Annotated in this window: 8 protein-coding genes; 1 reads left to right on the top strand and 7 read right to left on the bottom strand. The window is 44.2% G+C overall.

Going from position 1 to position 13,629, the window contains the following annotated elements; genetic code table 11:
* Positions 1-6: 6 nt before the first annotated feature.
* From ligA to AC5GD6_RS04260, 6 genes are all read right to left on the bottom strand, one after another.
* Positions 7-2,370, bottom strand: coding sequence for an NAD-dependent DNA ligase LigA (ligA, locus tag AC5GD6_RS04285; RefSeq protein WP_491846308.1), 2,364 nt, complete (start codon positions 2,368-2,370; stop codon positions 7-9).
* 66 nt (positions 2,371-2,436) lie between these two features.
* Entirely contained in the window at positions 2,437-5,310 is a 2,874-nt protein-coding gene (locus AC5GD6_RS04280) for a heavy metal translocating P-type ATPase (protein ID WP_491846307.1), read from the bottom strand.
* 12 nt (positions 5,311-5,322) lie between these two features.
* Positions 5,323-6,846, bottom strand: coding sequence for a S1C family serine protease (locus AC5GD6_RS04275; protein WP_464395257.1), 1,524 nt, complete (start codon positions 6,844-6,846; stop codon positions 5,323-5,325).
* Positions 6,847-7,027: 181 nt separating this feature from the next.
* Positions 7,028-7,702 (bottom strand): winged helix-turn-helix transcriptional regulator, encoded by a 675-nt coding sequence (locus AC5GD6_RS04270; protein ID WP_010241167.1) that lies wholly within the window; start codon positions 7,700-7,702, stop codon positions 7,028-7,030.
* Positions 7,703-7,780: 78 nt separating this feature from the next.
* Positions 7,781-9,139, bottom strand: coding sequence for a glutamine synthetase family protein (locus AC5GD6_RS04265; RefSeq protein WP_006303093.1), 1,359 nt, complete (start codon positions 9,137-9,139; stop codon positions 7,781-7,783).
* A gap of 126 nt (positions 9,140-9,265) precedes the next feature.
* Positions 9,266-9,484, bottom strand: coding sequence for a hypothetical protein (locus AC5GD6_RS04260; protein ID WP_048596673.1), 219 nt, complete (start codon positions 9,482-9,484; stop codon positions 9,266-9,268).
* 372 nt (positions 9,485-9,856) lie between these two features.
* On the opposite strand from AC5GD6_RS04260, the gene AC5GD6_RS04255 reads away from it, so the two are divergent.
* Positions 9,857-12,661 (top strand): tetratricopeptide repeat protein, encoded by a 2,805-nt coding sequence (locus AC5GD6_RS04255; protein WP_491846306.1) that lies wholly within the window; start codon positions 9,857-9,859, stop codon positions 12,659-12,661.
* Between the two features lie 68 nt (positions 12,662-12,729).
* Here the strand turns inward: AC5GD6_RS04255 and AC5GD6_RS04250 are convergent.
* Positions 12,730-13,629, bottom strand: a 900-nt coding sequence (locus tag AC5GD6_RS04250; RefSeq protein WP_491846305.1) for an MFS transporter, incomplete at its 5' end; no start/stop codon positions are given.

The following is a 13,629-nucleotide window of genomic DNA, read 5'->3' as shown; positions in this document are numbered from 1 at the left end:
TTTGGTCTATTCTTTAAGCTGTTCAAGCAAATATTGTGGCAATTTTTGGTCAGATAAAATTTCATCAAGCTCTTTTCTGCCAATCACGCATACGCCCAACTCGCGCGCTTTGTCTAGTTTTGAACCTGCTTGCTCCCCTGCAATCACAAAACTTGTTTTACGAGATACCGAACCCGAAACTTTTGCACCTAAGGCTTTGAGCGCATCTCCTGCGGCAGTGCGCGACAGATTCTCAAGCGTTCCGGTGAGCACAAAGGTGTATCCTGTTAACGATTGCGGAAGCTTTGCTTTCTGTTCAGGAGCTGAAAGTACCACACCTGCAGCTTGCAGACGCATAAGCACTTCCATATTTTGTGGCATGTGCAAAAAGTCGACCAATGAAGCAGCAATTTTGGGACCAACACCATCTATAGCTGCAATTTCGTCTTTATCTGCACGCAGTAAACTTTCAAGATCAGGATATGTTGCCACGATAAGTTCTGCAACACTTGCTCCTACATGGCGAATTCCCAACCCAAACAAAACGCGGGCAAGACCTGCTTGTTTACTCTTATTGAGCTGCGCTGTAATTTTTGACGCAATTTTTTTACCAACACGAATGGCGTCACCCTGCTTGTGCAATTTATTGGTAGTATCGTATGTGCGTCCCGTATCAAGCGAGCTCAAATTTTCTAAGCTCAATTTATCGTAATAATCGGCAACATCTTTAACATAGCCTTGTTCGGTAAGTCTCGTGATAAGTTCAGAGCCTAAGCCATCAATATCCATGGCCTTTCGAGAACACCAATGGATAAGACGCTGAGATGCCTGAGCTGGGCAATCAAGCGAAACACAGCGATACGCCACTTCATCGTCCTCGCGCACAACGGATGCACCGCACGCAGGACAGGTACGCGGCATATCCCACACAGGACGCGCAAAATGAAGCGCCGCAAGATCACCTTCTAGAACTGGTCCTACAACTTCTGGGATCACATCACCTGCTTTGTGGACAACAATGGTATCGCCTACACGCACATCACGACGACGTACTTCGTCTATATTATGCAGCGTTGCGCGCGCTATGGTTGATCCTGCAACCAAAACGGGATCAAATTCGGCAACGGGTGTAAGAACGCCCGTTCTACCAACTTGAATGCGAATTTCTCTAAGTATGGTTTGCTTTTGCTCGGGCGGAAACTTAAACGCAATTGCCCACCTTGGCGCGCGCGCCGTAAAACCAAGCTGATCTTGGAAGGCAAAAGAATCAACCTTGACCACAACACCATCAATATCGTAATCAAGTGAGCTGCGGTTTTTAAGCGCACGCGCGCAATAGTCGTGCACCTCTTGTGCACACACACAGCGCTGCGCATGTGGATTGACGCTAAAACCGCACGAAGACAACCATGACAAAAAATCGGTTTGGGTATGAACGTCTAAAGATTCGCGCGAAGCAAGCGCATAAATAAATGTTTCAAGATCACGATGTGCGGTAATGCGTGCATTTTTTTGACGAAGCGAGCCAGCCGCAGCATTACGCGGATTTGCAAAGGTAGGACGGCCTTCATCGTCGGCGGTTTCGTTAAGACGGACAAAGCTATGCTTGGGCATATATACTTCGCCGCGCACCTCAATATCCGATCCAAAACCCGTGTTGGCAATTTTTTGCAAACCATCACGTAAAAGGGTGTGCGGTACATCTTTAATGGTAATCACGTTGGCGGTTACGTCTTCTCCAACACTACCATCACCGCGCGTTGCCGCACGCAAGAGCTGACCATTGTGATAGGTAAGCGCAACACCTAAACCATCTATTTTAAGTTCGCAGGTATATGCAACAGGATTGGACGGCGAAGACCCAAGCGCTTCATCAGTTTTCTCAAGCCAGGCATCAAGCTCCTCCAAATTCATAGCATCGTCCATAGAATACATGCGCTGAGCATGGGCAACCCGACGAAATTGCTGAGAAACATAACCACCTATACGATGTGTGTATGAATGCTCATCATCGAGATAGGGATACGTTTTTTCGAGATGCAACAATTCTTGAAGATAGCTGTCAAACTGGCTATCGGTTATCAAAGGCGCATCTAAAGCATAATATCGATAAGCGTGATAGTCCAATAGTTTTCTAAGCTCACGCGCGCGTGCCTCAGGCAAGCTGGCATGCGTATCAACAGGAACATCAGCTTCTAGCGATTCATGCGGTGTAGAAACAGGTGCGACGAAGGTTTGAGCGTTTGGCGTATGAAATGCTACGGGCGCGGTAGCTGAATCGTTGCCCGTTGTGGCTTCAGACATCACGTCAAACAGCGTAGGCTGTGTCATCTGAGTTGTCTTAAGCGAAGAACTTGGTATTTTCTCTCTAGATTTACTATGTTGTGTCATACGTGATCCTTATTAGCACAAACTACAATAAGCTCTCATACTGCCAACTATTTGTATAACGCACCATTACATCAAGTGCGCGCTATATCCTGCTTTTTCTACGGCAGCAATAAGTTGTTGAGATATTTGTGCATCGCTACATACTACTTCTGCTGATTTACAGGCAAGGCTTACATCGACCTTACTAACACCTGCAACCTCTGACAGAGCATCTGTTACGTGACGTACGCAATGTTCGCAGGTCATACCCTCAATTGCCAACTTAATAATCACAGTTTTCTCCTTATGCGTTCCACGAGTTTCTTTATGCGTTACACTAATTTTTTCTTTTATTGTAGATGAATGTTCGCGTGAGGTAGGAGTAATTTTAGAAAGCGCGCGCGGTTTCCATCTCAGCAAACGAAGCGCGTTTCCCACTACGATAAGCGAAGAAATGCTCATAGACGCCGAAGCCATCATAGGGTTAAACGTTATAGAAAACGGTTGGAATACGCCTGCCGCAAGTGGTATACAAATAACGTTATACACCAGCGCCCAAAAAAGATTTTGCTTGATAATACGTGCCGTTTTTTTACTTAAATCGTAAGCATGCACAAGATCGCATACATTGGAATTCATTAAAACGATGTCAGCGGAATCAATTGCAATATCGGTTCCAGCACCCACCGCAATGCCAATATCTGCTTGAGCTAAAGACGGTGCATCGTTAATACCGTCACCTACCATTGCAACTAACGGATAGCTGCGAAAACCTACCAAACGCGAAAGTTTAGACGTGCGCACATGCACAGCATTTTGCAGATTCTTGATACATGCGTATTTCTCATTTGGCAACAAACCTGCATGTACTTCCTTTATGCTGAGCTGGCGCGCAAGCTGCTCACATGATGCAGGCGTATCCCCAGAAAGCATAACTGGTTCAAGAGCGCGCGTGCGCAAAGCGGCAAGCGCTTCAATGCTTGAAGGCTTGCAAAGATCTTCAAACTCAAAACAGGCACAGGCACATGTATCGTAGGCAACGTATATAACGCTCGATTTTAACGTAGACTTAGGCAATACAGCACAAACTTGTGTTATATCAATATGCAATGAGTGCATAAGTCGCTCATTACCTATTACCAGGCGTCTGTCTCGTACATAACCTGTGACACCAAGACCAGGTTGTTGAGTAAAATCGCAGGTATCAACAACAGAAGTGCACGTTTTGTCGCTAAGCTCTATTTCATGCTTATCTGCCAATGTTTTAATATATAAGCATAAAGCGCGCGCAACCACGTGTTCGCTTTTATGCTCAAGCATCCATACATCGCGCAAAAACGATGCGTAGGCCTGCTGATTATTTGATAATTCATCAAGCACCACATGTGTTGTAACACAAGGCTTGCCGCGAGTAAGCGTACCCGTTTTATCAAAAGCAACCACACGTACACGGCGCAAGTTTTCAAGCGCAGAAGCGCATTTGAATAAAATACCAAAACGCGCGCCACGCGCACATGCAACCATAAGCGCAACAGGTACTGCCAAACCCAGGGCGCAAGGACAACTAACAACTAACACGCTTACAGCACAATTTATTGCCCAAGGAAGTGCGGATACTGCGCCTGCAAGCAACAACCAAGTGACAAATGTAATCAAAGAAATCAATATAACGGCAGGTACAAATAAAGATGCAAGTGTATCAGCGATGCGTTCAATAGGAGCTTTAGTTGAAGTAGCTTGTTCAACAAGGGTAATAATATGAGAAAGTACGCTCTGGGAAGCTACAGTGTCCACACGCAAACGCGCCCAACCCTGCAGAACGTGAGTTCCTGCATAAACCTTGGAATGAAGTGTTTTGTCTTGAGGAAACGCCTCGCCTGAAAGGGCAGACTCATCTACTGCAAGCAAGCCTGCAACCACGGTGGCGTCCAGAGCAATACGCTCCCCTGCTTTAACGATTATTTCTTGCCCAACCTGCACGGAATCGCGCGAACAAAGCTTTTCTCCCGAAGAAGTAACAACCGTTACCAAAGGCGGCACCAAATTGATAAGCTCGGTTAATGCGCTTGTTGCTTGTTGCTTGGTTTTTGTTTCAAAATAGGTTCCAATACTTACAAATACTAAAATCATGCCGCACGAATCAAAATAGAGATGATCGAGGGGAAAAGCCGCGGATACGCTTACGAAAGCAGGAAGTGCCTGTGTAAAGCTTTGCTGTGCGCGCGGCAAAGAAAACACATGTTCGGCATAATGTAGAAACGCAAACACATCAAACCAGCGAAGCCCCACAAGAAACGTTGAATATACAAACGAAGCAAGTGATCCAAGCGCAATAAGCGTATCCATGGTGGCATAACCTGCGCGAGCTGCCTTAAAGCCACGTATGAAGTACACGCGGTTGATAATGAGAATGCACAGCGCCAAAAAGAATTGGATGAGACCACCAAGTGCGTAATCGGCGCGCGAAGTGCTTGAAAATAGACAGGGCAATCCAAACATAGGAGCCATAGCAAGATACATCAGTGGCACGGCACAGAGAATTGAAAGTTTAAGGCGATGCGCAAGACGGGAAAGTTCGCGCAGGTCAGAGCCTGCAGGAGTTGAATGAGAGTGCTTTTGAGCTACGCCAACAGCGGCGGCAGCGTCAGAAGCACTACCAGGTGTGGCGGTTACACTGTTAGCAGCTGCATCGGCAACACCATCATGCGCACCACCAGCAACATCACTGATTTGAGCATCGTAACCTGCGCTTTTAAGAGTATCCACAACCGTTGTGCAGAAAGACGGACCAATTTCATGTGGATTAGCCTGTATACGCAGTGTATGCGTTAACAAATTAACGTCTGCTGACTGCACACCCGTAATACCCTCGGCTGCCTGCTGCACATGCTTAACGCATGCCGAACAAGTCATGCCTTCTACGTCAAATGTATACAAACGCGTGTTCTTAGACAAGGACATATAAGTTCTCGCTTATAAATTATTGAGATCCATAATGAACTCTTTTAAGCGCTGAAGCTTTTTACGTTGGTTTGGTGTACCTTGTCCATTTTGATCGGAATCATCGGAATCGTCTTCATTGGTTTTGGGTGTTCCAAAAGGATCAGCATTGGGCGACTGTTGCTTTTGCAAGGTGTTTTGTTGCTGCTGTAGCGCTTCATCCGATCCAAGTGTCACGTCAAATGTTTTTTTCTCTTTATCACGCCAAACCGTAACACGCACTGTTTGGCCAATTTCATGAGATCTAACATTCAAAATCATTGCATCAGCCGAGGTAATTTCTTTATCATCAACAGCGGTAATAATATCGCCCTTTTTGATACCTGCTTTTTCGGCAGGACCCGTTGCCGCAACATCTGCAACGTAGGCACCTTCGGTAACGGGCAAACGATAATGTGATGCATTTTGTGCGTTAATGGTCTGCATAGCAAGGCCAATATAGGCATGTGTTACTTTTTCGCCATTCAAAATTTTATGGGCAATTTTCATAGCATAATTTGATGGAATGGCAAAGCCAATACCAGAAAAAGCTCCCGATGTAGAAGAGAAAAGCGTGCATATACCAACAAGCTTACCTTCGGCATTAACTAAGGCACCACCAGAATTACCAGGATTAATAGAAGCATCCGTTTGAATTAAGTTGGTATACAAGGTTGTGCCCGACTTTGTACGCAGCGATTGATTTCGTGCAAGAGAGCTTATGATACCTGCAGAAACAGACTGATTCAAACCGTAGGGGCTTCCTACCGACATAACCCAGTCGCCAACAGAAAGCTTATCTGAATCGGCAACTTCTATAGGTGTAACTTCGTCGCCTTCCAAATCGGCTTTAATCACGGCAATATCGCTTGAAGGATCCGAACCAACCACCTTTGCGGAATACGTTTTGTTAGCAATAGTAACCGAAACAGCTTGAGCATTAGCAACAACATGATAATTAGTAAGAATATTACCATCGCTATCGAGCATTACGCCCGATCCCACACCTGAACCCTGAGCTTTTTGCACTCCAATTGAAACAACCGAAGGAAGAGCCTTAGCAGCCGCAGCTTTTGCTGTGGATGTATCCTGATCATGGGCGTCTATAGTTAAGGGCGAAGAATTACCCTGTGAGCTGTGTCCGCGCGTTTGGGCTAGGTAGTTTTGAACACCAAAATCAACGCCTGCGCCTGCAAGAACAAGAATAAGTGCCAATCCAAGTCTTACCAAACATGTACGCACATGGCGTTTTTTTCTCATGGTATCAGGTTTACATGGATCAGATTTTGTCTGTGCACATGGAATTTGTGCATGAGCACTTGAAGTTGAAATTCGTGGAGCTACGACCGTATCCGCTACATGAGCCGAAACATGTGGAACAGAAGACGTCGTTTTACCTTGTTGGTCATGTTCATGTTGAGAATGAGACACAAGAGGATCCATAACATCTGTTGGTGATGTATCTTGACGAGGCGCAGTTGGATTTACGTGTTGAGGATGCTCCAATTCATTATTCATTGCAACACCTTTCTTTTCATGAGGTAAACATATACCTCAAAACAATAGCTAAGAGGTTATCGGTATATATGAACTATATACATAATCGGTTAAATGTATACATTCATATAAAACTGACACACGCTCACCGCACGTTGCACAAAACATAACACGTTACACAAAATGAGGTAATCGTTAATGCTTACGATTTAAAGAGATACCCTACACCACGAACCGTGGCAATATGAGAAGCAATCTGAGGTCCCACTTTAGAACGAACGCGACGTATATGGACATCAACGGTTCTTGTACCACCGCAGTATTCAAAGCCCCACACCTGATGCAAAAGTTTTTCGCGCGAATATGCACGACCTGGATGAGTAACTAAAAATGAAAGAAGAGAATACTCCATTAATGTTAAGTCTACAGGCTTAGTGTCTATGCACACTTGATAGGTAGCAAGATTAATACTCATATTGTCTACGCATATCTCGTCCGCTGGCTCTGCTTCTTCGCCTGTCCACAATAAAAGTGCACATCTAATTTGAAACTCTGAACTTGGCGCAGTGGGCAAAATGAAGTCAAAATTTATATGCTTAGGAATATACAATTTATCTAAGTTACGCTGATCTTGAATAAGCAGCAATGCTGACACACCGTGTTCAACGCCTGCAGACTCAATAGTCTTAAGCACAGCAGTATCAAGATCAAGGGTATCAATAATAATAAGATCAAATTCATGACCCGAGTCAAATGCACGATGAATCGTTTGTGGTGTAGAAGACAAAATAGATACATCCAAGGCCTGCTTTAAATCCTGCATACTGGCCACGCATCGTTTAGTATGAGCTACCAGCAAGACATTTTTATGATGCATTGAATATCCTCCCTTATAACCCCTTTAATACACCGTAATTGCATCTATATGGTCAATGCATAACGAAACACCGTAAAGCTAAACGCCTACATAACATTTTTTACGTTCCCAATCGGTAACAATAGAACAGTACTCATCCCATTCACGACGCTTTTCTTTAAGTAAATACTCAAACAGATGATCACCCAAAACACCGCGGCAGAAATCGCTTTGTTCAAAAAGATCAATAGCGTCACCTAGATTTTTAGGCAAACGATGAATACCAGCTGCCTTTTGCTCTGCAAGACTCAAGGTGTCCAATTTCATGGGAGCCTCGGGCGCAAGCGGAAGTTCTTCTTCGATACCGCGCATACCCGCTGCTAAAGATATAGCAAGCGCAAGATAAGGATTTGCCGTAGGATCGGGATTTCTAAGTTCGATACGTGTTGACTGATGTTTTCCAGGCTTATGCGTAGGAACACGTACAAGCGCAGAGCGGTTTTTGCGACCCCAGGTTGTATATACGGGAACTTCTCCATTTGCAACAAGACGTTTGTACGAATTAACTGTTGGATTAGTGATAAGCATAAATTCTGGCGCATATCTTAAAAGTCCTGCAACGTAGTGTTGAGCGAGAGGCGTTAGATGAGCAATATTTTCTTTTTTTGGAGCCCAAAATAGATTATTGCCCTCTTTATCAAACAGTGATTGATACAAGAACATACCAGAACCCGAAACTTCGGTAGATGGCTTAGGCATAAATGATGCGATCAAATTATTATCAAACGCCTGCTGACGAATAACCAAACGCGCTGTCATAATATTATCAGCACAGCTTATGGCCTCGGTATAGCGAAGCTCTACGCTATTTTGCGAAGGAGCGGGTGCGTGATAGGAATATTGAATAGGAATAGACATACGCTCAAGCATAAGAGTTGTGGAGCGACGAAGATCGGTTGAAGAGTCCGATGCCGTAAGATCAAAATATCCAGCTGTATCAAGTGATTTAGGAAGTAAAGAGCCATCCACATTAGAGCGATCAAAATAAAAATACTCAATCTTTGGACCAACATTTAGAATATAGCCTTTAGATTCTGCTTCGGCAAAAACTCTACGTAAACATGAGCGTGGATCGCCTTCAAAAGGATTGCGATGAGGCGTTTTTATGTCGCAAATAATACGTGCTACACCATCATTTTCGGAATGTCGCCATGGGAGAATTTGAAACGTAGTTGGATCGGGGAACGCAAGCATGTCTGACTCTTCTTGCGGAACAAAGCCTTCAACTGCCGAACCGTCAAATCCGACTCCTTCTTCAAAAGCCTCTTCCAAGTCTTCAGACGCAATAGAAAATGATTTAAGTTTTCCCAACACATCGGTAAACCAAAGGCGAACAAAACGAATACCGCGTTTTTCTACGGTGCGTAAAACAAAATCGATATTGCGATCATCACCCATACGTTCCTCCTCAATCAGTATTTGTGTTAGTTTCTCACAATCGTGCTGGGAAAGAAACGTATTTTCTTGCGTTTTTTGAAAAAGTAAACAGATAACACAATTTATAGCAGCACAAAAATGTTACTGCTAAGCTTTGTGCGAAGTTGGTTGCTGCTGAACCCTGCTCAGACGTTGAAGCGCAAGCGCTTTATCCGCATGAGCAAGCATAGCTTGTGCAGCTGGACATTGTGATTGACTCGAATTTTTGCTTAAGATACCAGCATGCGCGGGGCAGGATTTTTTAATATCGCACGAACCACACGCACCTGTCATACTGCGTGCAATACGATATATACTGCGAAGCATCACAGCTCCAATAAGAAGCAATAGCAGGTAATCTATACTGTGCACGGTAACCTCTCTTACATGTAACAACCTTAAAAGCACCTAGTTGGCGCGTTGTGCAATTTAACATCGCCGATAGCAAACACACAGCCTCATCCAAACATATATCTGAATAGTACGGACGAATCAATTTGAGGGTGTAGTCGAAGATATTATTTTAAGTATACATTCAGCTTTACAGCTCACCTGTCCATAACCCATTCCATCATCATCTTTACAAACACTTGCCACTATCTCTACAAAGACTTATCTCATACCTTAAAATGAATGCACTCAAACAGTACGGATGGGTATAAAAAAGCTATACTAAAGAGTAACTACGAAAGGTTTTATATGAGAATAACTAAAGAAATGTGCATCTGCATAAGTGTAATATTTCTTCCTGGTGGTTTACTCTTTTTAGCAGACGCTCTTTTTGGACAAAACATGATATGTGGATACATTGCAGCACTCGGCTATGGCTTGGTTGCCGCGTGCTGGATATACTATTTTGCTTCTAATAACAAAGACACTGCGAATGATGCACTTTTAACAACTCCTGCAGCTTTGGCTGCCGATGCAAACGTTGACACGATAAGTGCAGAACACATGGCAAATTCCCCAAAAACAGGGGCGGACGAGCTTGCAACAAAAGCGGCAAGCGCAGCTGCACTAAAAACAGACACCCAAGACAACTCACAGGATCACGCACGACAAACAAAGGCGCTGGCTCAACACATTAACTTGGCTCAAGCAAAGATTGAACCTTTTGATCTAGATGACTTTACCTCAAAGCTGCTCCATACAGCCGATGGAATTGCAGCATTGCGACTCTTTGCGCAAGATGTCAAAGACAAGCGCGCTCTGTGGGATTCTGCTCAATTAAAGCGCGGTGTTGATCACATGCAAAATAACCTAAGTGCATCCGCTCAAAAAACCGTAATTTGCGACGAAACGGGCCAAGAAACGCAGTTGCTCAAACTCTCTACACTTTCAAATAACTCTTATCTTAAAGACGAATCGCCTGCAAAATCACCTCAAAAGCCTTCTTGTCTTGCATGGTTTTTAGTGCGCGAGCTTATGGATTCGGGTATTTTTTCAGATAAACTCTCACTTACCGAAATGCGTATTGTTCGTCCACAGCCGTCTAATTTTTTCTACATTCGTACGTCAGGAAAAAATCTAACAACTCAGGCTTTACGTGCGGTAGAAAAAGCAGAAGTCGCGCTTAACGCAACACTTATTTTAGCTGAGCATTTTCAAGGTACGGAATTTACGCAAGAACAAGCACATGCGGTTTTAGACACGTATACCAACTCAATTGCCCATGAGCTTGCGCGTATCAAGCCAATGTTGGGTAAATCCCAAGGTGAAGTGCCTAATACTGAATGGGTGGTACGTCGAAGTATAGCCTATGCTGTTGAAGCACTACGGCTTCCCTATCGTCTCCATGTTGATTTTCGTACCAACGTTGCAGATGGCAATGTTGCTCTTGAATTTGACGTCACGGACGCTCATGTATTTCCCGATTATGATTTTGTAAACCATCTTCCTCATAAAAATTCAATCAGCGATAAAAAGTGCCTGGCAAGTGCTTATACACTTCGTCTTGCATTACTGCTTGCTGGTGTTGCGTTTGCAAGTTCTGACCGTATTGAACATGTTTGGATTGCCGCGCGCAAAAAGCAGAACGGCAGCACTTCTTGCTTGCTTTCGGTAGATTTTGATAAAGCACGCTTTTTGACCATAGACTTTGACAAACTTTGCGATACAAATGAGTTACAAGACATCTATCACCAGTTTGTTCCCGAAATTCATATTTCTGACAACATGTTGCATCCAATTGAACAGACATTTTCGTTAGACGAAACGCGTTTTTGTCCTTCCAAACGCTACGACGTGCTCTTGAACAATAACACGCGCTTATCCAAAGAACAACAGCGTGTATTTGGTTGTCGACATGCCTCGGGTTTAGCAATCGAAGAAAACGAATGCCTCGAAAAACTTGCAGCACGTGTTGCAGAAAAACTCGCACGCGAGGAAACGGCTGGCACGCTCAGCTGCTCAGACAAAGTACAGATTATTCTGGAATGTGGCAAAAATGAAGTTGATCCGCGCATTACGGAAGCGTGCAGACGCTGCGCACGCAAGCTTATTGCTGCTTTGATACCAGATAGTACTCAAGCAATCACCGAAGAACTTATAAGCGGCGATACTCTTAATCAAATTGCCAAACAGGCAATCAATGCCTGCAATAATGAAGCATACCAACAAGCACTTGATTTGCTTACACCGGTATATACCGATATCGAGAAAAAAGGCAGCTATCGTGATACACAAACGGTAAAATGGCGCTACTTTAACAACTATATAGATCGTGCACTTTATAACAGCAAATATGGGCGCATTGAATATGAGCGACGTTGCAAAAACCGTGAGCTTGATAAAGACGCGCTGTTGCCGCATGCACATACGGCGCGCGACTTTATGCAGCACGAACAGCACATGTGGGATTCGCATCGTGTTTCGCTGATGCTGGTACCTGACGCCTATTATGAAATGCTTTTAGGATTATCGGTGTGCACGGCTGCCTTAAAAGATTATAAAAAAGCTGTTACATATGCTTATAAACTGGTAAATATTGCACCTGTTGACGGGCAGGCTCACATTCAGCTTATAAAATGTTTAATTGCGTGCGAACGTTACGACCAGGCACGAAATGAGCTTATCGACTTCATGCACTATGCGTATGCTCCCGAAAGCTTGGCGCTTGCATACTATCACATGGCTCGCCTTGAGATGATAAAGAACCACAAGTTATCTGCTCAAGCATGTTTTGCATGTGCGGTGCATTTTATGCCACGCCTTGTTACACAATTACGTGCGGAATTAGGCATATCTCAATCTGATACCACTGAGCATCCACTTTCTGCAATGGATACACAAGAGCTTATATCAGTGCTTAAAGCCTACAACATACCCCTTGCGCCCACTCCCGAGATCACATCATTTGTACTTGAAGGGACAAAAGCATCGCTTGATGCCGAGGTATTTCCCGTAGCACGCAATTTTGCAACGCTGTTAGGCTTGTTGTCTGGTGATGATGTAATGGTAGGCATTATCCGCTCAATAGAAACGCGCCCTCAAGAGGGCGAATAGCCTACGTGCAGCTTTGCTTGAATTGCTTCGCTTGTAAATCAAACGTATGTTCTAGTAAAATATGTACTTTAAGCAAAATATGAGCGTGTACAAACTGAGAGCACCATACCAACAAAGAAGATAGCTGATGCACCTAAGACAATAGGCTCAATTCCTCCTGTTTCGAGTAAAAATCCAGCAGTCGTTGATCCAAACATAATGGCAACATTAAACGAGCAGGATTGAAGCGCATTAGCAACAGCAGTACCACTACGAACCTGGCGCGCAGTTGCAGTTTGAAAAATACTGCTCAGCGAGCCAAATGCAATACCCCAAAGAACGAATGCACCGTGGAGCACCATTTCGATATGTAAGCTATAAAATACAAGCATAGCTACACAGCCCAGCACAAACATAAAAACTAAAAAGAGATGAAGCCGCGTATCAATAAACCTCAAAATAAGAATAACCGAAATAATTGAGCCAATGCCAAACCAAATTTGTGCCAGCTCAACGCTGGGATAGTGAAACGTAGAAATAAGCGTGGTAATAAAAGTATATACACCATAATTTGCGCCAACTCCTAAAAATGTTAGCGCAATGACCAGCAAAATACCTGGGTTGGCAAGCATAGTAAACGGAGAATTTTCTCGGCTTCGTTTTTCGCCTTTAACGTGAGGCAAAAACATCATGCAGAGCACCATAACCGCCACAATAAGGATCGCCATAACCGCAAATTCAACCTGAAAACCAAATTGACGGCCAATCCAAGTCATACAGGGTTGACCAACCGACATGCCCACCGTTATGCCCGACATGATAATAGCAACAGCTTTTCCAGCAGATTCGCGAGGAACGAGCGACATACCGTATGCCGTAATCATGGGCCACAGCGTGCCAGCACACATACCACCCAGCGCTCTTCCAACAAGCGCAAGTTGGAACTGTGGTGATAGTGCAACCAAAAGATTTGAAGCCGCAAACCCAAT

It is taken from the genome of Fannyhessea sp. (assembly GCF_986145555.1).
The sequence above is the reverse complement of the archived record's forward strand: the minus strand, read 5'-3'. Positions and strand labels throughout refer to the sequence as shown.

Coding starts and splice junctions, on each gene's coding strand:
- ligA (WP_491846308.1), bottom strand. CDS start 2,370: ATGACACAACATAGTAAATCTAGAGAGAAAATACCAAGTTCTTCGCTT.
- AC5GD6_RS04280 (WP_491846307.1), bottom strand. CDS start 5,310: ATGTCCTTGTCTAAGAACACGCGTTTGTATACATTTGACGTAGAAGGC.
- AC5GD6_RS04275 (WP_464395257.1), bottom strand. CDS start 6,846: ATGAATAATGAATTGGAGCATCCTCAACACGTAAATCCAACTGCGCCT.
- AC5GD6_RS04270 (WP_010241167.1), bottom strand. CDS start 7,702: ATGCATCATAAAAATGTCTTGCTGGTAGCTCATACTAAACGATGCGTG.
- AC5GD6_RS04265 (WP_006303093.1), bottom strand. CDS start 9,139: ATGGGTGATGATCGCAATATCGATTTTGTTTTACGCACCGTAGAAAAA.
- AC5GD6_RS04260 (WP_048596673.1), bottom strand. CDS start 9,484: ATGCTTCGCAGTATATATCGTATTGCACGCAGTATGACAGGTGCGTGT.
- AC5GD6_RS04255 (WP_491846306.1), top strand. CDS start 9,857: ATGAGAATAACTAAAGAAATGTGCATCTGCATAAGTGTAATATTTCTT.